This window comes from Marinobacter flavimaris, assembly GCF_045057155.1.
Lineage (GTDB): Bacteria > Pseudomonadota > Gammaproteobacteria > Pseudomonadales > Oleiphilaceae > Marinobacter > Marinobacter manganoxydans.
Genome location: NZ_CP171359.1, coordinates 3536004 through 3556567 on the forward strand (window position 1 = coordinate 3536004; position 20564 = coordinate 3556567).

Below are 20564 nucleotides of genomic sequence, written 5' to 3' on the forward strand. Positions count from 1 at the left end.
GTTTTCAAGAAAGTTATCCACATGCAAGGCTACTTGTTAAACACCCTAAAAAATGATTTAACTATTTGGTTTTAATAGTTATTCTGGAATTCATCCGGAGTGTTTCCGCAGGTTTTCCAACTAATTATCCACAGAATGTGAGGTGGTCTTGCGACGAAGCCGCCAGACCACCAGCAACACCAACCCGTTCAGGAGCGAGAGCAGGAGGAAAAACCCCGGAATGCTTACCTCCAATACACCAAGCACCACAATTCCGGCCAGGGCACTCACCACCATGAACAACGCATTAATGACATTCAGCGCAGCAATAATACGGGCACGTTTGGTCCGTGGCGTTTCGTGCTGGATAAAGGCGTACAGAGGCACGATGAAAAGACCGCCGCAAATCCCGATACCGACCAGATCCATCAAAACCCTCAGATAGACAGGATCAGTCAACAGGGTCCACCAGGTCGACGCCATGGGATCATCCGGCACCGCAAAATACAGGTCTATTCCGAACAGGCTCAGCCCCAGGGCGCCCCAGGGCACGGGTGACAGGGTAATGCGGTGTTTGGTGAGTCGCTCGCACATCATGGAGCCGATGGAAATGCCGATCGTGAACATGGCCAATAACAGGGTCACCACGGTCTCGTCACCCAGGAGGTTGGTGCGGGCAAAATTGGGAAACTGGGTCAGATAGGCGGCTCCGAGGAACCAGAACCAGGAGATCGTCAGCACCGCCAGCAACACCTGCCGGCGCTCGGCCGCCAGAGCCATCAGTTTCCAGGTTTCGAGCACCGGGCGAAACCGGACATTGACACCGGAACCATCGGAATCCGTCGCCGGAACCTGTCGCGCCGCCAGATAGCCAAGGACCGCCATGGCGACGACCGCAATCGACGTTAACCGGGCCGCAGTCTCAAACCCCATCAATAAACCCGCAGCTATGGTGCCGAGAAGAATGGCCACAAACGTGCCCATACCAACCAGGCCATTGCCGCCCACCAGCTCATCGTCCGCCAACACCTGGGGCAGGATCGCGTATTTCACCGGACCGAAGAACGTGGACTGGGTACCCATCAGGAACAGCAGAACCAGCAACAACTCGTACCAGCCGAACCACAGTCCGAGTGCGGCAACGGCCATGATGACAATTTCCGCCAGCTTCACATTCCGGATAATCCGGGATTTTTCGTAACGATCCGCCATCTCGCCGGCAATACCCGAAAACAGGAAAAACGGCAGTATGAAGAGGAAAGCGGCCAGGTTAACCACCACATTCACCGACAACCCCATCAGACCGCCGGCACTGTAGGTGATCAGCAGCAGCAGCGCGTTCTTGAACAGATTGTCGTTGAAGGCGCCAGAGAACTGGGTCAGATAAAACGGCAGGAACCGGCGTTGGCCAAGCAAACGGAACTGACTTTTCGATGGCATCAAGAAACCCTGTTTTGGTGCGTTGCCGGCATTGCGACCGAAAATCTGCCCGGATCCGGTGCGGTAGCGTAGAAAGCGGCAATCATGTTCATTTATTTGACGGGGTTAAGCTTAGTTAAACGCTTGATTTTTGGCCGTCTGGTACGCAATTCGCTTGATCTCCTTGTTCAGACACTATTTTATCAGGCCAGGATGGCTGGATTATTGGCACTATAAAGGTTCCTGACCATGAGCAGCGTAGTCCGACTTCCACGGCGCATCTATCGCGGAGCCGAAATATCCAGGACTCCAAAGATCATCGACGACTATGATTTCAGTTCTGTTTACCAGCCTATCCTGAGCCCAACCCATCGAAAACTGGTTGGCTACGAGGCATTGGTCCGGGTCAGAAAGAACAATGAGAGCATCTCTCCGTTTACGCTTTTCGAACAGGCCGAAAAAAACAACCAGACACCGGAGCTGGATCGGCACCTGTTGCAGCTCCATCTGGACAACTTTGCGGCCAGCTCCCAGGCCGTCTGGCTGTTCCTGAATATCAATCCCGGTACCTGCATCCATCCGGAAGCCTCCCTGGAAAAGCTTGCTCTGCAATGCCAGCGTAGCGGAATCGATCCCGAGAAAGTGGTTCTGGAACTGGTCGAAACCGCGTCCGACAACCCGACCGCACTTCTGGAATTCATCCTCAAGGCCAAAGCACACGGCTTTCAGATCGCTATCGACGATTTCGGTATGGGCGATTCCAATTTTGAGCGCCTGTGGCGTATCAATCCGCTCATTGTGAAACTCGACCGGAGCCTATTGGTAAACGCCGAGAACAACAGTCGCGCCCGAATGCTGCTGGAGAGTCTGGTAAAGATGATCCGCGAAAGCGGCAGCCTCGTGCTTTTGGAAGGGATCGAGAACCACACCCAGGCTCACATTGCCCTGCAAACGGAGGCCGATCTTCTGCAGGGCTTCCTGTTCGCAAGGCCGTCCAACCTGAAACAACACGAGCCGGAGCTGACCGAACAGGCGCTAAAACGCATCATTGCCGATTCCAGCGAGTCATCAGCCCAGGACATACGGGATCAGGAGAGTTATTTCCGCCTTCTGCGTTTCGAAATTCTCGAAGCCTGCCATTCCCTGAGCCGGGAGTTGCCGTTCAGCACCGCCTGCAACAAGCTGTTGGAAGTGGATGGCGTGAAACGCTGCTTCCTGCTGAATCCCCAGGGCATTCAGCAAGGCAACCTTGCCCGCGCCAATCCGGACATTCATCGCGGAAAGTTCAATCCGCTGTATCATTCCGCCGGCGCTCAATGGACCCACCGGGAGTACTTCCGGAATGCCCTGGAACGGCCCCAGCACATCAGCAGCTGTCGGCCCTATGTCGGTCTGCCGGATGCAAAACGTACCGTCACCCTCTCAACAATGCTGCCGGGGCAACAGGTCTTCTGCGTCGACATACATCCGGATGAGATATTTGGCGGCCAGCTGGAGTTCCCGGCCACCCTGTAATCATCCGGTCAGTCAGAAATCGTCGGCGCGTTTCTGTGGCGCGGCGGCCAATCCAGTGCCACCCGCCTGTCCGGACGCCTGACGTTCCAGTTCTTTTTCCACCGCATTGGAAGACTTGGCAAACCGGGCCAACAGGTTGTAGAGCACCGGAATGATGAACAGGGTCAGCGTGGTGGCGAAGATCAGCCCGCCCAGAATGACCATACCAATCGACTCCCGGCTCTCGGCTCCGGCGCCGGTGGCAATCACCAGGGGCACGGCACCGAAAATCGTTGATATGGTGGTCATCAGTACCGGACGGAAACGCAGACAGGCGCCTTCGAGAATCGCCTCTCGCACCTCGTAGCCTTTGTCCCGGAGCTGATTGGCGAACTCCACGATCAGTATCCCGTTCTTCGCCATCAACCCCAGCAACATGATGATGCCGATCTGGCTGTAGATGTTCAGACTGATACCCGTCCACCAGAGCGCCAGGAGAGCCCCGGTTACCGCCAGCGGCACCGACAACATGATGATCAGCGGATGGATCCAGCTTTCAAACTGGGCTGCCAACACCAGGAACACGATGACGAAAGCCAGCGCAAAGGTAACGTAGATTGCCGCCGAGGATTCCTGGAATTCCCGGCTCAGGCCTTTGTAACTAATGCGGGCTTCCGGCGGCAGGTTATCCACAGCCAGATTGTTCAGGTAGGTCAATGCCGAACCCAGGTCGTAACCATCCGCCATAGACGCACTGATCACCACAGCGGGCAGGCGGTCGATGCGGCGGAGGTCCGGGTTGGCGCCGATCTCCTGCACGGAAACCAGTGCCTGCAATGGGATCAGGTTACCGCCCTCCCGGGGCCGCAGGAAAATCTGGCCGAGGTCTTCGGGCGTTGCCCGGTTGGCATCTTCCGCCTGAATGATTACATCGTATTCGCGGCCTCGATCGATGTAAGTCGTTACCTGCCGGGAAGCCAGCATGGTCTGCAAGGTGAGGCCCACGTCTTCTACCGTGATATCCAGATCCGCGGCCCGTTCCCGGTCGATGTTCACCCGAAGTTCCGGCCGGGTCAGCTCGAAATCAGTATCCAGGTTCTGGAGATTCGGGTTTTCCTTGGCGCGCTCCACGATCTCCTGGCTCCAGGCCTGAACCGACTCATAGTCCGGACCAGCCACCACGAACTCGATCGCCTGGCTGAAACCCCTTTGGCCCAGACCCGCCGGATTGACGGCCACGGTCCGGATGCCGGACACATCAGCCAACTTCCTGCGGATTTCGCTGGTCACCTCCTGCTGCTTGATATCCCGCTCTTCCCAGGGTACCAGGCCCATGATCATGAACGCGTTGTCCTCTTCATTGCGGAATCCGACGATAGCAAGCAAACGGTTGGCTATCCCCTCGTCCAGATACGGGAGCAGTGTTTCTTCCACCTGCCGAACGTAGTGGTCGGTGTATTCCACCGTTGAGCCACGGGGCGCGCTGGTGGGCATGATAATCACGGCACGGTCTTCGGTAGGCGCCAGCTCCTGAGGCAATTTCGGATACACCACGGCGGCAATGACCAGCCCGACAAGTCCAAGGCCCAGTAACAAGCCCGGCTGCCTCAGGGAAAACTCCAACAGCCTGCGGTAACCATTGGTCAGGCCATTCAGGACCTTTTCACTGGCGGCCCAGAAACGATGACCTTCTGCCGATTCGGGGCTGTGCCTGAGCCACTTGGAACACAGCATCGGCGCCAGGGTCAGGGCCACGAGGCTCGAAAACACCACTGCCGCCGCCAGGGTAAAGCCGAATTCGGCAAACAATCGGCCAATGTTGCCGCCCATGAAGGAGATGGGAACGAACACCGCCACCAGGGTCAGAGTGGTCGCAATCACGGCGAAGGCAACCTGCTTCGCGCCCCGGTAGGCGGCAAGCAACGGGGGCTCGCCCTCGTCAATCCGGCGCTGGATGTTTTCCAGCATCACGATGGCATCGTCCACCACCAGGCCGATGGCAAGAATCACCGCCAGCAGGGTCAGTACGTTGATGGAAAAACCCAGGAAGCCCAGACCGATAAAGGCACCAATCACCGCAACCGGAATGGTCACCGCGGGAATGAGAGTCGCCCGCCAGGAGCGCAGGAACAGGAAGATAACCAGGATAACCAGGGACACCGCAATGGCGAGCGTGGTGACCACTTCCTTGATGGAAGCCCGGATGAAAATGGATTCGTCGTAGCTTTCCGCGATGGTGACTTCCGGTGGCAGTGTCTCCCGGATCTTCTCCAGCTCGGCGCGGACGGCATCGGAAACCGCAACGGTGTTGGCCTTGGACTGGCGGATAATCCCCATGCCGATGGCGGTCTGGCCATTGGCGCGCAGGCGGCTCACATCCGACTCCACACCCATCTGGACATTGGCCACCTCACCCAGGCGCAACAGATCATTACCATCCCGGCGAACCACAAGCTCCCGGAACTGTTCCACGTTCGACAGCCGGCCCTCGGCCCGCACGGTGAAATTCCGGGTGGACGAATCCACCGATCCTGCCGGCAGCTCCACGTTGTTGGCACGCAGGGCCCGTTCGACTTCCGCCACGGTGATATCCCGGGCCGCAAGACGTTCGCGGTCCAGCCAGACCCGGATGGCATAGCGCCGTTCGCCGCCAATACGCACGTCGGCAACACCATCAAGTACCGACAACCTGTCCGCCAGGACCCGGTCGGCAAAGTCACTCAATTCGGCACTGTCCCAGACATCACTGCGCAGGGTCACCCACATCATCGGGCGTGCATCGGAATCCGCCTTGCGCACCACCGGTGGATCGGCTTCGTCTGGCAGCTGGTTCGCCACCCGGGACACCGCATCGCGGACATCATTGGCGGCAATATCCACATCGCGCGCCGTGGTAAATTCAATACTGGTTCGGGACTCGCCCTGCTCGGTGGATGATTCGATCGACCGAATACCCTCAATGCCACTGATGGCACCCTCGATCACCTGGGTAATCTGGGTGTCTACCACCTCGGCCGCCGCGCCGGTGTAGTCGGTGGAGATGGAAACAACGGGTGGGTCAATATCCGGGTACTCGCGCACCGGCAGGCCCATCAGGGCTGCCAGACCGAACACAACGATCAGAAGACTGAGGACCGTAGCGAACACCGGCCGCTTGATGGAGACGTCAGAGAGGACCACCGGTTACGACTCCCTGGCCGTAATAAAACGGTTCTCGGGAATGGCTTTGTCGTCTTCCAATACCCGAACCCGGTCCCCACTGCTGAGTCGGTCCTGACCGGTCACGATCACCGGGTCTTCCTGGCTCAGACCGTTCGAAACTTCCACAAAACCGGGCATGCGCGAGCCCAGGCTCACCGAAACCCGCCGGGCCACACCGTCTTCAGCCACAAACACATATTGTTCATCACCCCGGATCATCACCGCCTGCTCGGGGATTACCAGCGCCTGCCGTTGCCGGAGTGTTAGCGTCGCAGACATGAACTGTCCCGGCCGGAGCAGACCATCCGGGTTATCGATCAGTGCCCGGACAGGCAGCGAACGGCTCAACTCACTGACCCTGGAACCCAACTCCACCAGCTGGCCGGAAAAGGTCTGGTCCGGATAGGCCGGCGATGCGCCCCTTACCTCTTGCCCGAGACTCACCTGCCCCAGGAAACGCTCCGGGATCGAAAAGCCCAGTTCCATACGGTCGGTGTTATCCAGGGTAGTCACCGAGGTTCCGGTAGTGATATAGGCGCCGACGCTGATGTCACTCAGCCCGACCACACCGGCAAACGGCGCCTCGATCCGGTGGTTTTCCAGACGAACTTGAGCTGACTGGCGCTGAGCCTCGGCGACATCGACTGACGTTCTCAGTTGATCCACCTGGGACTGGGAAATACTGTTGTTCGAACGCAACCGCTGTGCCCTTTCAAGCTGTCGGCGGGCATCCGCCAGTTGCGCCTCGATCACCTGCAGGTCTGCCCGGGCCTGGCGATCATCAAGCCGCAACAGGACGTCGCCCTGCCCCACCCGGCGGCCGGTTTCCAGATTCAATTCCACCACCCGGCCACTGACTTCCGTGGTCAGTTCCACCGCGTTCAGGGCTTTGAGACTGCCAACGGCGTTGACCACATCCCGTACTGCCTCCATCTGCGGAAGCATGGTGTTAACGGCGCTGGCGGGACGTTCGCGGCCGCTCTGGGCGGCGGTCCCATCATCGAAGTTCTGATACACAAAGGCGCCGCCGATAGCGACAGCCACCAGTACCAACGCAATCAACCACTGTTTCCACATAGGATTTCCAGGTATTTCGGGGTCAGGTTAGTCGTCTGTTACTTTTTCTGGATGACCAGAACCACCTCGCCCACGTCGATTCCCCACTTGCTCATGGTGGTCTGATTGATCAACGTGTCAGGCGTAATCAGGTACATCCAGTCATCCATGCGTACGTCCAGGGTACCGTCGCCATAGGCCACCTGGAGCACATAATTCATGTGAATTGCATTGCCACTCCAACGCATGGTTCCGGGTTCAACCACGTCACCGGCGTCAGCATGGTAGCCGTCTTCCGCGGGAGTCAGGGTCCAGACGCGGGTCTGCACTTCGCCGTCATCGAAACGGAACACCTCATCCAGAGTGCCTACGCCCTCGTCATCCCACGACGCGCTAATATCCGCATCAAAGGTGCGAATCACCTCACCGGAAAAATTCTTGACCACCCCCCGGGCGGAAAGTTCGCCGGTAAAGAACTCTTCAGGGACCAGTTCTGGCGTGCGGTCGGCGTAGTCCTCGAGCGAGGGACTGGCACAGCCACTGAGCAGCAGTGTCGAAAACAATACCCAGAGTATAGGTGTCGAGAGGCGTTTCGATATCTCGGTAAACAGGCTTTGCATGACTTTTACACTCTCTGAACAGGAATATGTGGGGGTCCTCGGCGCAAGGAAATACGCCGAAAGCCTCTTTAACGATCATTACCCGGAATCCACGATCTCTGCTACGTCATCTCGGCCAATTGTCCATTCTGACAGTCTGCCCGGTGCTTTTCGTCAATGGCAGTGCCCGGGTATTGGCGTAAAACACAAGGCAACGAACGGTGGTTGCCCACCCAAGATTGTTGAGAAAGACACAGAGGATTCCGCTATGCCGGTTTACAAAGCACCCTTGCGCGACATGAAATTCCTGCTGAACGAGGTGTTCGATTACCCGGGTCATTACGCCACCCTGACCAGCGGTGAAAACGCCACGCCCGATATCGTGGACGCGATACTCGGCGAATGCGGAAAGTTTTGTGAAGAGGTGCTGAGCCCACTTTACCTCTCTGGCGACGAAGAAGGTTGCAAACTGGACAACGGTGAAGTCACCACACCCGCCGGTTACCGGGACGCCTACCAGCATTACGCCATGGGGGGCTGGCAGGGACTCTCAGCGCCCGAGGAATACGGCGGCCAGGGCCTTCCCGCGTCCATGGGACTGCTGAAACAGGAAATGATGGGTACTGCCAACTGGCCTTTCTCCATGTATCCGGGGCTGTCCCTGGGGGCCATGAACACAATTTTCCTTCATGGTACGGAAGACCAGAAACAGACCTACCTTGCGCCACTGACCGACGGCCGCTGGGCCGGCACCATGTGCCTGACCGAGCCCCAGTGTGGCACCGATCTGGGCCAGGTAAAGACCAAAGCCGAACCACAGGCCGACGGCAGCTACCGGCTTACCGGAACCAAGATCTTCATCTCCTCTGGCGACCACGACCTGACCGAGAACATTATCCATATTGTGCTGGCCCGTCTGCCCGACGCCCCCAAGGGCACCCGGGGCATCAGCCTTTTTATCGTACCCAAGTTCCTGCCCGACGGTAACGGCGATGTCGGTGAGCGCAACGGTGTCGTCTGCGGCAGCCTGGAAAAGAAAATGGGCATCAAGGCCTCGGCCACCTGTGTACTGAATTTCGATGGCGCCACCGGTTTTCTCATTGGCCCCGAGAATGAAGGGCTCAATTGCATGTTCACTTTCATGAACACCGCCCGCATCGGCACCGCCATTCAGGGCGTCGGTCCGGCGGAGCTGTCCTATCAGTGGGCATTGGCCTATGCAAAAGATCGGCGCTCCATGCGGGCACTCTCAGGCAAGAAAGAGCCGGACCAGGTCGCCGACAGCCTGATCCATCATGCTGATGTGCGCCGGATGTTACTGACCCAGAAGGCCATCGCCGAAGGCGGTCGGGCCATGCTGTATTACGCGGCCCGGCTGGCCGATCACATGGTCGAGGGATTCACCGAAGGTGACGATAAAAAGGCGGAAAAGTACGATGACAAACTCGGCTTCCTGACGCCAATTTTGAAGGGCTTTCTCACTGAACTCGGCTGCGAAGCGGCTAACCTGGGGGTCCAGGTTTTCGGCGGCCACGGTTACATCCGCGAACACGGCATGGAGCAGATTGTCAGGGATACCCGCATCGCCACCCTGTACGAGGGCACTACCGGTATCCAGGCGCTGGACCTGCTAGGACGAAAAGTATTGCTGATGACCCAGGGCGGCGCGGTGCGCGAGTTCACCCTGAACATTGCCAATTTTGCCCGTAAGCATCTCACCGATAAACGGCTACGGCCCTGGGCTCTGGAACTGCTCAAGCTGACCGGGCAATGGAACCTGCTGACCGTCCGTATCATGCTCGCGGCGCGCAAGGATCGCGATGTGGTGAGTTCCGCATCCTACGATTTTCTGATGTATAGCGGCTACGTCACCATGGCCTATATCTGGCTGCGTCAGGCTGCGGTGGCTGTGGACAAGCTTGATAGCGGCGGCGAAGAGTCGGCCGACTTCTACCGGGCCAAGCTGGCCACCGCCGAGTTCTATTTCGAGCGATTGCTGCCCCGTACCCAGAGCCACGCGGCCAGCATGCTCAGTCCCAGCAGGAATCTGATGCAACTGGAAACCGACCACATGGCCTTCACCGGATAAATCCCGTTAGCGGTCAGCAATTTCAGTCAGGGCTCGATCGACCACATCGACAATCCGGTCGATCTGCTCTGCAGTGACAATCAGTGCCGGGCTGAAATTGAGGATGTTGTTGTGGCCGGTCAGGCTGCGGTTGGTGCGACCGATTAGCACCCCCAGTTCCTTGCATTTGCCGGCCACGGCAATCGCCACTGATTCATGCACCGGCTCTTTGCTCTCGCGGTTCTGTACCAACTCCAGTCCGGCAAACAGGCCTTTGCCACGTACGTCACCAAGGATCGGATGTTTCTCTTGCAGCGCCCGGAAACCCTCCAGAAGCCTCTCCCCGAGTATCGCGCTGTTATCCACCAGGCCTTCCCGCTCGAGAATCTCCATGTTGGCGAGCGCGGCTGCCGGCCCGGCCAGGTTACCCGCATAGGTGGAGATGTCCCGGAAAAAACCCAGCGAATCGCCTTCATCTTCCTGAAGCAGCTGATAGACCCGTTCTGTGGTGACGGTGCATGAAATCGCCGCGTAGCCGGAAGCAACCCCCTTTGCCATGGTAACGATATCAGGCTGAATGCCGAAGTGCTGGTAGCCGAACCATTTGCCGGTTCTGCCCAGTCCACAGACCACTTCGTCAATGATCAGCAGGATATCGTAGCGGTTGCAGATTTCCCGGACTTTTTGCAGATAACCTTCCGGCGGAAGAATGACACCGCCACCGGCAGTGATTGGTTCCAGAATGATGCCGCCCACGGTGTCCGGACCCTCTCGCAGGATCACCTCTTCAATGGCTTCGGCGGCACGCAGGCCATAGTTATCCACATCACCATACTGGTTGCGGTACTCGCAGCAGTGAGGGACTTCCACAAATCCCGGTGTAAAGGGACCGAATTGGGCCCGACGTTCCGCCTGGCCGGTGGAACTCAACGCAGAAATGGTGGTGCCATGATAGTCCCGCTCCCGATACAGGATCTTGTGCTTCTTGCCGCCAAAATGCTTGTGGGCAATCTGGCGAACCATTTTATAGGCCTTCTCGTTGGCCTCAGAGCCAGAGCTTGAGTAAAAGACCCGACTCATGCCCGGCATCTTTTCCAGCAGTTTTCCGGCAAACACGGCCGCGGGTTCGTTGCCCATTGAGCTGGCAAAGAAATTGAGCCGAACCAGCTGGTCGCGGATTGCATCTGCAATTTCGGTGCGGCCATAACCGGCATTGACAACCCAAACACCGCCCGCGGAGGCATCAAGATATTCCTTGCCGGCAGAGTCCCAGATCGAGAGTCCTTCGCCTTGCACAAACATGGGAACGCCCTTGGCAGCGGCGGCGCCCGGGGTCAGATGGTGCCAGACATGATCGCGGTCCAGCATGGCAACAGTATGATTGTAATTCACGTGGCTGTTCATTGGATTAAGTCCTTTTTTCAATTAGTTACGATGGATAGAAAAAGGTGACCAGGCCTGCGAGACCGGCATAAGTTCCAGCTGGTTTACATTCAGGTGCGGTGGCAGGCTGGCGAGCCAGAACACCGTTTCAGCGATGTCTTCTGGCTGAATCGGATCGCTGCCCTGGTAGAGTTGGTCATAAGCCGCTTTATCCCCGCCCGTGCGAACCAGTGTGAACTCGCTCTCCGAAAGACCGGGGGCCAGGTTGCTGACACGCACGCCGGTTCCGGATAGATCACAGCGCAGCGCATAAGAAAACTGCTCAACAAACGCCTTGGTACCGCAATACACGTTGCCGCCCGGATAGGGCCAGTGGCCGGCAATGGAGCCGAGGTTGATAATGCTGGCGCCGGCACCCTTGTGGATAAGTTTTGGCAACAGGGCATGGGTTACGTTGGTCAGGCCCAGGATGTTGGTGTCGATCATCTGCTTCCAGTCCTGCGGATCACAGTCCTGGGCAGGCTCTGTGCCCAGGGCCAGGCCGGCGTTGTTGAGTAGCAGATCGATCTCGGCAAACGGCGGTGCAAGATTGTCGATACACGCCTGGACAGCTTCTGCATCACGCACATCCAGTTTCCATGTCACTACCTGGCACTGACTGCCCAACTCTTGCTGCAAATGATCAAGTCGTTCCTGACGACGTCCTGTAAGGATCAAGTTCCAGCCTGCCTGGGCAAGGCGAAGTGCGCAGGCGCGCCCGAAACCGGAGGTAGCGCCGGTGATAAATGCAGTTTTCTGCATGGTTCAGACTCCTGTAGCCGTGGTGAGGAAAAACGTTTTCAGACCCGCCCAGAGGCCCCCAACTGACAGAACTGCCAGAATCGGCAAAGCTACCGGGTGAAAGGAGGTGGGCCTGAAACGGTAAAAGGCGAGCTTGCCGAAGTGGACCCCTAACAGGGTTGGCAAAAGTAGAAGTAGGGTCGGTAGCAGAAGGTGCAGCCCCAGCAATCCACTGACGGCAAGCAGAATCAGAACCACCAGATCACTGGCCGACAGAAAGATAACCATTGACGCTCGTTGGCTTCTGGCATTCAGCGGCGTGCTCATCAAATAGCAAACGATAGGGAGACCGCCGATAGAGGCTGCAGCCGTGAAGGCACCGGATATACCCCCAACGATACGGGTAAGCCAGGAATATTCGCGTTCCGCCCTTCTCGGCCGGAAAAAAAGTATCAGGGTCAGAATCAGGACACCGGCATTAATGGCAAGCTTTAGAAAGCTTTCCGGCAGTTCTATCAATAAGGTCAGCCCCAGTGGGATGCCGAGAAGGGCTCCAGAGGCCAGGCGCCCGATCAGGGCACGATCAGCCTCCGGCCAGGACGGACGGAGCAGACCAACAGACCCGATCAGATCCAGCAGGATTATGACAGGAACACTGATCTGGGGCGGCCAAACGAGGTTTAGGCCCGTAATGGCAATAGCTGCAAACCCAAAGCCGGTGTAACCCCGAACCAGTGCCGCGCCAAGGATCAGCAATACCGCCCAGCCAAGATCTGCGTTGATATATTGTGCCAGGTTATCCGCCAAGTCCTTTTCCCCTTCCGGAGGTGTCAAAAACAACACCACTGGGGTGACACGTTAGGAGGGCTTGCGGATAACCCTATAGATCCAGTTGAAGGACTTTATAGAGCCAGAGGGGTTTTAGGAGTCATTAAACCGCTCGAGAACGGTCTTCAGTTGCGCAATCCCAGGTTCGATCTTGTGGCCAGGTATGGTGGAAAACCCTAGGCGGAGGTAATTGCAAGGTGGCGACGGGTGGAGAAAATGAACGGCACCAGGCTCTATCAGGACTCCCTCGCGAGACGCAACCCAGGCCAAGTGTTCGGTATCAATTCCATCCGCTACTCTCAACCAGAATGAAGAGGCACCGCTATGAACATCGTGGGTCATCAGATCTGGTAGATGTTGGTTCAAGGCACGTTCCATCCTCACCAGCTTGTTGACGTACAGAGTCCTTAGCTTTCGCAGGTAGGCATCATAATACCCCAGTGACAAAAACAGAGCCGTCTGTCGTTGATTGTTGCTGGCCGGGTGTCGATACATCAAACGTCTCAAAACCCGGGCTTCAGCAATTAGCTGTTCGTCAGCAACCATAAAGCCAATACGGAGACCCGGCGACATGGACTTGGATAAACTGCCCAGATAGATAATGCGATTGTCCCGGTCATCTGCTTTCATGGCCGGTATTGGGTTTTCCTGCATACTGATCTCGGCATCATAGTCATCCTCAATAAGAATCGTATTGCTGCTCCGTGCCAGTTCCACCAATTCGGCACGACGACGACGACTCATTTCCACCCCGGTGGGCACCTGGTGGCCAGGTGTGATGTAGATGTAATCACAGGTTCTCAGTTTTTCATCGACCATGATCCCTTCCTGATCCAACGGTTGCAGCACCAGGTCTGCGTTGAAGCTCCGGAAAATGCTGTGGGCTTCGCGGTAACCAGGATTTTCCAGCGCCACACGGGTATGGCGATCGAAAAGCAAATTGGCCAGCAGGTACAAGGAATTCTGGGTCCCCATGGTGACCAATATTTCTCCCGGACCTGCATAGATGCCCCGTTTTGGCAATATTCGTGTGCGCAGCTGCTCCACCAGCATGGGATCATCAATATCGACGCGATCATGCAGCCAGTCGGTAAGCCCGGTAGTGCTCAAGGTGCGACGGGCGCATTCGCGCCAGTGCTCTATCGGAAAATACTCCTGCTGGATCTGGCCATAGATAAACGGGTACTCATACTGCTGCCATTGGTTCGGCTTGACGATGGTCTGATACTTGCTCGGTTGGAGCTTGAACCGGTCGCTCCATTTCTGGGAATCACCGTCACGTGAAGATATCTCCTGCACATTGATCTGGTCCGGGTCGTGAAAGGCCGGCGAAATGAAGTAGCCACGGCGTTTGCTGGACTGCAGATAACCAGCATCCACCATGCGCTCATACACCAAAACAATGGTATTGCGTGAAACTTTCAACTGCTCCGCCAGCTTTCTCGAAGAAGGCAAAGGCTCAGCAACCGGCAGATGCCCACCCAAAATTGCATCCACCAGCCGCTCCTGAATCTGCTGCTGAAGGGGACGACCCTCTTCGAAAGGAATATTCAAGTAGTGCTCATTCATGGGGCGTTTGCACCTAAAAAAGACGTCAATGCTTCAGAATGATGCAATTGATATGCCACAGATTGTACTGGCCCCATATTACCGCGGAACTGGATCTACATGCTGGACCGATGCCAAATCTAATGTAGACACAGAACACAAGATCAACCTCGGCACATGACCCTTTCGGGAGAAAACTATGAACAACGTGACAGTTAAAAAAGGCTTCAAATACCTGCTGGCAGGCTTGGGTACAAGCTTCATTCTGAGCACCACTGCTACGGCGGACACCGTCACCATCGGGTATCAGGGCATGATGAATCCCTGGAAATCCGTTATCGATAGTGATGCTCTGGAGAAGGCAACCGGCCTTGAAGTTGAATGGCGACGTTTCGATTCTGGTGCCAAGGTGATTACCGCCATGGCCTCTGGCGATATCGATATCGCCTCAGCTGGCTCCAGCCCGATCGCAGCTGCCATAAGTCGGGGCGTTGATATCGAGCTGGTGTGGATTCTGGAAAACATCAACAACGCCGAAGCCCTGGTCGTGCGCGACGGGACCGGCATCCTGGCACCACAGGATCTGAAAGGAAAAACCCTTGGTGTCCCTTTCGTTTCCACCACCCACTTCCACACCCTTTTTGCGCTTGAACAGTTTGGACTGGATGAGTCCGATCTGAAGGTCCTGAACATGCAGCCGAATGCCATCTCCGCTGCCTGGACGCGGGGCGATATCGATGCTGCATTTATCTGGGACCCGGTCCTCAGCGAGCTTAAACAGGATGGCAAAGTACTGCTCAGTTCCGGTGATCTCAGTCGCTGGGGTAAAGCAACGTTCGACGGTGTAGTTGCTAGCAAGGAATTCGCGGAAGAAAACCCGGAAGTGGTGACCCAGGTTATCAAGCTGATGAGCGATGCCGACGAAGCCTACCGCAGTAACAAAGACAGCCTGAGCGCGGATTCCCCCATGGTTGCAAGCATCGCCAAGATGACTGGAGGCAACGCCGAAAACGTCCTCGATGTGCTGGCCCTGTATGAATTTGTGCCCCTGGAAGAGCAACTGACTTGCGCGTGGCTGGAATGCGGAGAAGAAGGTGGGGCGGCGCGTGCATTGCGTTTCACGTCCGAGTTCCTGGAAGACCAGGGCAAAATTCCGGCACTGAAGGATGATTACAGTGTTTTCGTGAACCCCTCCTATGCCCGAAAGGCGCTGGAACTCTGAACACACTTTGTCCAGGTGCCCCGCTGGGGCACCGATCGAATACAGGAGCTATCTCCATGAGCAAACTGCAGATTCATGATGTCTCAGTGGTCTACCCGGGCCTGAACGGCGGTGAGCAGGTTCGCGCGCTATCGGATATCAATTTCACCATCGACCCGGGCGAATTTGTCGTCGCACTCGGTGCTTCCGGATGCGGCAAAACCACCCTGCTCAGCCTGATGGCCGGTTTTATCTCGCCGACCGAGGGCTATCTGACCCTGGGTGAGAGTCAGATCAGCGGACTGCCGCGAGTGGCCTGCGGTATTGACCTGCATGACAAAATCGACGGCCCCGGCAAGGAGCGCGGTGTCGTGTTCCAGAAACACGCCCTTCTGCCCTGGCTTAACGTTATCGAAAATACCGAGTTCGGTCTGAAGCTGCAGGGAGTGGGCAAGACAGAACGACGAGAGCGGGCGACACATTTTCTGAAGCTCGTCGGTCTTGAAGAATTTCACAATCACCCCGTCTACCAGTTGTCCGGTGGTATGCAGCAGCGTGTGGGGATCGCTCGCGCCCTGACCAACGATCCGAAAATGCTCCTGCTGGATGAACCCCTGGGAGCCCTGGATGCCCTCACCCGGGAAGTGCTGCAGGAACTGCTGCTGGATGTCTGGAAAGAAACCCAGAAAATGATGTTCTTCATCACCCACAGTGTCGAGGAAGCGCTGTTCATGGCGTCCCGGCTGATCATCATGTCTCCGCGACCAGGCCGCATCACCCATGAATTTAAACTCGACTTCAATGAACGCTTTCTCGAGTGCCGTGACGCGCGCAAGGTAAAGTCCATGCCAGATTTCATCGCCATGCGAGAGGAAGTCCTGAGCATTATCCACGGCGACGAAGTGGTCGGAGGATTGCACTGATGATGGCCACGAAAACACTGAACCCGAAAACGGCTGTTAACCAGCAGGAACGGAACCAACCGGTTACCAGAAAAGCCCTCGTCGCTGACGGACAACCTTCCCTGAACCCGATGCCGCGAATTCGAAACCTCTTTTCGGCAGGCCCTGTCATGCCGGGAGAATCCTACGGAGCACCCGGTCGCGGTAAAAGCCTGGCGATCAGCGTGGTCACGGCAACAAGCCTGCTACTGCTCTGGTATTTGGTCACCGCTGCCGGCTGGATCGGTCCACTGTTCCTGCCTTCGCCACTGGCGGTGGTCGCCCGCTTCTGGGAAATACTGACCGAAGGCTTTGCAGGTGCGTCGCTCATGGAGCACACCGGGTGGAGCATGCTGCGGGTTTTCGGAGCCTTTACCCTGGCAATGGCCACTGCCATTCCCATCGGCATCCTGATGGGAGTCAACCGCGTCGCCCGCGGGCTGTTTGACCCGATCATTGAATTCTATCGGCCACTGCCACCGCTGGCTTATCTGCCACTCGTGATCATCTGGCTGGGCATCGGTGAAACCTCGAAAATCGTACTGATCTACTTGGCGATCTTTGCACCCATGGCACTGAGCGCCCGGGCCGGGGTCCGCTCTGTAGCTATTGAACAGATTCACGCCGCCTACTCCATGGGTGCCTCCAGATGGCAGGTCATCCGTTACATCATTCTCAAGAACGCTCTTCCGGAAATTCTGACCGGCATGCGTATCGGAATCGGCTTCGGATGGACCACCCTGGTCGCCGCAGAGATGGTCGCTGCCCAGGCAGGTCTGGGGTTCATGGTGCTGAACGCTGCTGAGTTTCTGGTAACCGACGTGGTTATCATGGGTATTGTCATGATCGGCATCATCGCCTATCTCTTTGACATGCTGATGCGTTATGCAGAAAAAACCCTGGTGCCCTGGAAAGGCAAATAGTGCAAATCACTGCTAATACAGCAAAACCGGAAAGGGCGCTTCAAAGCGCCCTTTTTCGTTGATCATCACCATGAGTCAAACCCAGGCCGATTGTCCAAGCTCGCACTGCTGTTCTAGTCCAGGGGCAGTGAAAGGCTCTCCTTCACTTCTTCCATGACAATGTAGCTTTTGGAATTCTTGACCCCCGGCAGTGTCAGCAGCATGTCGCCGAGCAACTCGCGGTATTCGGATATACCGCTGATCCGTGCCTTGATCAGGTAATCAGAGTCCCCTGATACCAGATGACATTCCAGGATATAGGGCAACTCTTCGACCGCATCACTGAATTTCTGGAACGAATCCGGCGACTGGTAAGACAAGGAAATCTCGACAAACACCAGCATGGTATAACCAAGCAGCTCGGGATTCAGTCGGGCGTGATAACCCTCGATATAGCCCTCTTTTTCCAGACGTCTCACCCGTTCGATGCAGGGCGTCGAACTCAGGCCAACCTTATCGGCAAGGTCGACGTAGCTGATTCTTCCTTCCTTTTGCAGCGCCTTGAGGATACGGATATCCAGTTTGTCGAGAGATCGCTTTTTTCCTTCATTCATAATTCGAGTTTTCCACCATATTTATCACTTTAATTGAAGTTTATTCCTGTATTATGTCAAAAATCAAAGTTTATTAATGGTCTTTTGATAATAAACTGGTGATATCAAATTATTTGGATCTGGCTGGAGACAGACTATGAAAGTGCTGGTTTTAGGTAGCGGGGTTATCGGCGTGACGACCGCCTGGTATCTGGCAAAAGCGGGCAATGAGGTCACCGTGGTCGACCGCCTGGACACTCCGGCCACCGAAACAAGCTATGCCAACGCAGGCATGCTGTCTTTCGATTATTCAACGCCCTGGGGTGCCCCGGGGGTTCCGCTGAAAGCCATCAAATGGATGATGCAGGATATTTCCCCTCTCTACTTCGACGTCAGACGTTTCGATGCCAACACCATTAGCTGGATGATGAAGATGCTGGCGCAATGTTCGTCGCAGGCATTTGATGTAAACAAGGAACGTATGCTCCGCGTGGCCCGCTACAGTGCCGAATGTTTCCGGGAGCTGAACTCTGAGCTGGAACTGGACTACGACGTGCGAATGAAAGGGACTCTGGAAGTCTTCCGGAGCCAGAAAGAACTAGATGGTGCAGCCAGTGACGTGGCGATTCTGGAACGCTGCAATGTTCCCCACCAAATGGTCGATGTACAAAGCTGCATCCACCAGGAACCTGCCCTGGCCAATGTGAAAGACAAGATCGTCGGAGGCCTCTATCTGCCTGGCGACGGAACCGGTGACTGCCATAAATTCACAAACGGTCTGGCGCAGGAATGCCGGAAACTGGGTGTGCAGTTCTTGATGGGAACCGAAATTCACTCGATCGAAACCTCGAAGGGCAAGGTCAGCTCGCTGAAAACCAGTGCCGGAGAACTCAAAGCCGACAAGTACGTGATAGCGCTTGGCAGCTATGCGCCGTACCTGACCCGCAAAATCGGGATCCATCTGCCGATCTATCCGCTGAAAGGTTACTCCCTGACCATGCCGATTGTTGACGAAAGCAAGGCGCCGGTCTCGACCGTGATGGATCAGAAATACAAGGTCGCGGTGACACGTTTTGATGACCGTATCCGGGTCGGCGGTATCGCCGAGATCGCCAACTTCAACAAGGAACTGAATCCGAAACGCCGGGGCGCCATCGAATTTACGGTCAAGGACCTGTTCCCGGGCGCCGGTGATGTTGATGGTGCCGAATTCTGGACCGGGCTGCGTCCCATGACCCCGGACAGTGTGCCCATTCTGGGCAACACCCAGTATGACAATCTGGTCCTCAACAGCGGTCACGGTACTCTGGGCTGGACCATGTCGCTGGGCGCATCCCGATACGTCGCCGATGTGGTCAACGGAAAAAGCCCGGACCTTGATCCTGAGGGGCTCTCCATGGCCCGTTATCACTGATTTTCACCCATAGAGTAACGAAAAAGGGATCGACCATGGCCCGAGCAACAACCTTGACGATAGATCTGGATGCCATTGCCCACAACTACCAGATCGCGAAAGCCAGGGCGCCAGCGCAACAGGCCCTGGCGGTAGTAAAAGCCAACGCCTATGGCCATGGCGCGATTGATGTGGCGAGAAAGCTCGAACCTGACGTGCCCGGGTTTGCAGTGGCCTGCATTGAAGAAGCCGTTGAGCTGCGCGATGCCGGTGTTCGCAAACCGATTCTCCTGCTCGAGGGGTTCTTCACCGCTGACGAACTGGATTACATCTGCCGCCACAATATCTGGACCGCAGTACACAATGATTTCCAACTCGACGCCATTACGTCAGCCAATCTGGCCGAACCGGTGAATGTCTGGCTGAAGCTGAATACCGGTATGAACCGACTGGGCTTCAGCCCGGACGCATACCGGCTGGCCTATCAGAAGTTGAAGGATCATCCGCAGGTCAGTGGCATTACCCTGATGAGCCACCTTACATCAGCGGATAATCTGACCAGTATCGAGACCCGGCGACAGGTCGAACGGTTCAACAGCGTCTATCGTGACTGCCCCACTCCCCGGAGCATTGCCAATTCCGCCGGCACCATGAAGCACCCCACGGCGCTCCAGGACTGGCAACGCCCGGGTATCATTCTCTATGGCTCCTCACCGTTCACCGGCAAGGATGAGATCCAGGCCCGGTTGAAGCCGGCGATGACTCTGACTTCAGAGGTTATTGCCGTGCATGAGCTGCAACCCGGGGAGGCCATCGGCTATAACGGTACCTGGGTCTGCGAACGGCCAACCCGAATCGGTACGGTCGCGATGGGCTATGCCGACGGCTATCCGCGTCAGGCTAAAAACGGCACGCCAGTGCTGGTGAATGGCCAGCGCACCCAACTGATCGGCCGGGTGTCCATGGACATGCTGACGGTAGACCTGACCGGCCTGGACGCAGGCCTCGGTTCTGCCGTGGAACTCTGGGGAAAAAATCTGTTGGCCAATGAAGTCGCACCCTGGTGCGACACCATCTCCTACACCCTGTTTACCGGGATAACCCGCCGGGTGCATCGCAAGCTGAAGTGCTGTGAAGGGCACTAGCATCTGACCTGGGACAGGACGGTTCTATTACCCT

At 56.5% G+C, this 20564-nt stretch carries 16 protein-coding genes; 7 read left to right on the forward strand and 9 right to left on the reverse strand.

Annotated features, from left to right (window positions below; all coding sequences use genetic code 11):
• Positions 1-120: 120 nt before the first annotated feature.
• Positions 121-1419 (reverse strand): MFS transporter, encoded by a 1299-nt coding sequence (locus tag ACGK9W_RS16580; RefSeq protein ID WP_405417671.1) that lies wholly within the window; start codon positions 1417-1419, stop codon positions 121-123.
• Between the two features lie 228 nt (positions 1420-1647).
• Between ACGK9W_RS16580 and ACGK9W_RS16585 the strand changes: the two genes are divergently transcribed.
• Positions 1648-2913: an EAL domain-containing protein gene (locus tag ACGK9W_RS16585; RefSeq protein WP_405417674.1), complete on the forward strand. Its 1266-nt coding sequence runs from the start codon at positions 1648-1650 to the stop codon at positions 2911-2913.
• A gap of 12 nt (positions 2914-2925) precedes the next feature.
• Here the strand turns inward: ACGK9W_RS16585 and ACGK9W_RS16590 are convergent, their stop codons facing one another.
• From ACGK9W_RS16590 to ACGK9W_RS16600, 3 genes are read right to left on the reverse strand one after another with little or no spacing between them, the layout of a single operon-like run.
• Positions 2926-6072 (reverse strand): efflux RND transporter permease subunit, encoded by a 3147-nt coding sequence (locus tag ACGK9W_RS16590; RefSeq protein WP_405417677.1) that lies wholly within the window; start codon positions 6070-6072, stop codon positions 2926-2928.
• Between the two features lie 3 nt (positions 6073-6075).
• Positions 6076-7170, reverse strand: coding sequence for an efflux RND transporter periplasmic adaptor subunit (locus ACGK9W_RS16595; protein WP_053113392.1), 1095 nt, complete (start codon positions 7168-7170; stop codon positions 6076-6078).
• A gap of 38 nt (positions 7171-7208) precedes the next feature.
• On the reverse strand, positions 7209-7769 hold the full coding sequence (locus ACGK9W_RS16600; RefSeq protein ID WP_092030651.1) for a DUF3833 domain-containing protein: 561 nt from the start codon (positions 7767-7769) through the stop codon (positions 7209-7211).
• A 247-nt stretch (positions 7770-8016) separates the two neighbouring features.
• Here ACGK9W_RS16600 and ACGK9W_RS16605 point away from each other — a divergent pair, with 247 nt between their 5' ends.
• Positions 8017-9837 carry an acyl-CoA dehydrogenase C-terminal domain-containing protein gene (locus ACGK9W_RS16605; RefSeq protein WP_405421084.1) on the forward strand — a complete coding sequence of 607 codons (1821 nt, stop codon included), beginning with the start codon at positions 8017-8019 and terminating at the stop codon, positions 9835-9837.
• A 6-nt stretch (positions 9838-9843) separates the two neighbouring features.
• On the opposite strand, the gene ACGK9W_RS16610 is transcribed toward ACGK9W_RS16605, so the two are convergent.
• The 4 genes from ACGK9W_RS16610 to ACGK9W_RS16625 form a co-directional block, all read right to left on the reverse strand.
• Positions 9844-11220 carry an aspartate aminotransferase family protein gene (locus ACGK9W_RS16610; protein WP_405417680.1) on the reverse strand — a complete coding sequence of 459 codons (1377 nt, stop codon included), beginning with the start codon at positions 11218-11220 and terminating at the stop codon, positions 9844-9846.
• Positions 11221-11241: 21 nt separating this feature from the next.
• On the reverse strand, positions 11242-12000 hold the full coding sequence (locus ACGK9W_RS16615) for an SDR family NAD(P)-dependent oxidoreductase (RefSeq protein WP_405417682.1): 759 nt from the start codon (positions 11998-12000) through the stop codon (positions 11242-11244).
• Positions 12001-12003: 3 nt separating this feature from the next.
• Positions 12004-12786, reverse strand: a complete 783-nt coding sequence (locus ACGK9W_RS16620; RefSeq protein WP_405417684.1) for a sulfite exporter TauE/SafE family protein — start codon at positions 12784-12786, stop codon at positions 12004-12006.
• Between the two features lie 114 nt (positions 12787-12900).
• Positions 12901-14376 (reverse strand): PLP-dependent aminotransferase family protein, encoded by a 1476-nt coding sequence (locus ACGK9W_RS16625; RefSeq protein ID WP_405417687.1) that lies wholly within the window; start codon positions 14374-14376, stop codon positions 12901-12903.
• A gap of 178 nt (positions 14377-14554) precedes the next feature.
• Here ACGK9W_RS16625 and tauA point away from each other — a divergent pair, with 178 nt between their 5' ends.
• The 3 genes from tauA to ACGK9W_RS16640 all read left to right on the forward strand — a co-directional run bounded on the left by tauA (position 14555) and on the right by ACGK9W_RS16640 (position 17420).
• Positions 14555-15577, forward strand: coding sequence for a taurine ABC transporter substrate-binding protein (gene tauA / locus ACGK9W_RS16630; RefSeq protein ID WP_405417689.1), 1023 nt, complete (start codon positions 14555-14557; stop codon positions 15575-15577).
• Between the two features lie 56 nt (positions 15578-15633).
• Positions 15634-16479, forward strand: a complete 846-nt coding sequence (locus ACGK9W_RS16635) for a taurine ABC transporter ATP-binding protein (protein ID WP_405417692.1) — start codon at positions 15634-15636, stop codon at positions 16477-16479.
• Between the two features lie 110 nt (positions 16480-16589).
• Entirely contained in the window at positions 16590-17420 is an 831-nt protein-coding gene (locus ACGK9W_RS16640; RefSeq protein ID WP_405421087.1) for an ABC transporter permease subunit, read from the forward strand.
• 113 nt (positions 17421-17533) lie between these two features.
• On the opposite strand, the gene ACGK9W_RS16645 is transcribed toward ACGK9W_RS16640, so the two are convergent.
• On the reverse strand, positions 17534-18013 hold the full coding sequence (locus tag ACGK9W_RS16645) for a winged helix-turn-helix transcriptional regulator (RefSeq protein ID WP_405417695.1): 480 nt from the start codon (positions 18011-18013) through the stop codon (positions 17534-17536).
• A 136-nt stretch (positions 18014-18149) separates the two neighbouring features.
• Between ACGK9W_RS16645 and ACGK9W_RS16650 the strand changes: the two genes are divergently transcribed.
• Positions 18150-19406: a D-amino acid dehydrogenase gene (locus tag ACGK9W_RS16650; RefSeq protein ID WP_405417697.1), complete on the forward strand. Its 1257-nt coding sequence runs from the start codon at positions 18150-18152 to the stop codon at positions 19404-19406.
• A gap of 35 nt (positions 19407-19441) precedes the next feature.
• Positions 19442-20530, forward strand: coding sequence for an alanine racemase (gene alr / locus ACGK9W_RS16655; protein ID WP_405417699.1), 1089 nt, complete (start codon positions 19442-19444; stop codon positions 20528-20530).
• The last annotated feature ends 34 nt before the right edge of the window (positions 20531-20564 follow it).

Excerpts from the sequence above, each read along its gene's own strand:
- ACGK9W_RS16580 (WP_405417671.1), bottom strand. The coding sequence starts at position 1,419 with ATGCCATCGAAAAGTCAGTTCCGTTTGCTTGGCCAACGCCGGTTCCTG.
- ACGK9W_RS16635 (WP_405417692.1), top strand. The coding sequence starts at position 15,634 with ATGAGCAAACTGCAGATTCATGATGTCTCAGTGGTCTACCCGGGCCTG.
- ACGK9W_RS16610 (WP_405417680.1), bottom strand. The coding sequence starts at position 11,220 with ATGAACAGCCACGTGAATTACAATCATACTGTTGCCATGCTGGACCGC.
- ACGK9W_RS16585 (WP_405417674.1), top strand. The coding sequence starts at position 1,648 with ATGAGCAGCGTAGTCCGACTTCCACGGCGCATCTATCGCGGAGCCGAA.
- ACGK9W_RS16640 (WP_405421087.1), top strand. The coding sequence starts at position 16,590 with ATGCCGCGAATTCGAAACCTCTTTTCGGCAGGCCCTGTCATGCCGGGA.
- ACGK9W_RS16595 (WP_053113392.1), bottom strand. The coding sequence starts at position 7,170 with ATGTGGAAACAGTGGTTGATTGCGTTGGTACTGGTGGCTGTCGCTATC.
- alr (WP_405417699.1), top strand. The coding sequence starts at position 19,442 with ATGGCCCGAGCAACAACCTTGACGATAGATCTGGATGCCATTGCCCAC.
- ACGK9W_RS16650 (WP_405417697.1), top strand. The coding sequence starts at position 18,150 with ATGAAAGTGCTGGTTTTAGGTAGCGGGGTTATCGGCGTGACGACCGCC.
- ACGK9W_RS16615 (WP_405417682.1), bottom strand. The coding sequence starts at position 12,000 with ATGCAGAAAACTGCATTTATCACCGGCGCTACCTCCGGTTTCGGGCGC.
- ACGK9W_RS16645 (WP_405417695.1), bottom strand. The coding sequence starts at position 18,013 with ATGAATGAAGGAAAAAAGCGATCTCTCGACAAACTGGATATCCGTATC.
- ACGK9W_RS16600 (WP_092030651.1), bottom strand. The coding sequence starts at position 7,769 with ATGCAAAGCCTGTTTACCGAGATATCGAAACGCCTCTCGACACCTATA.
- tauA (WP_405417689.1), top strand. The coding sequence starts at position 14,555 with ATGAACAACGTGACAGTTAAAAAAGGCTTCAAATACCTGCTGGCAGGC.
- ACGK9W_RS16605 (WP_405421084.1), top strand. The coding sequence starts at position 8,017 with ATGCCGGTTTACAAAGCACCCTTGCGCGACATGAAATTCCTGCTGAAC.
- ACGK9W_RS16625 (WP_405417687.1), bottom strand. The coding sequence starts at position 14,376 with ATGAATGAGCACTACTTGAATATTCCTTTCGAAGAGGGTCGTCCCCTT.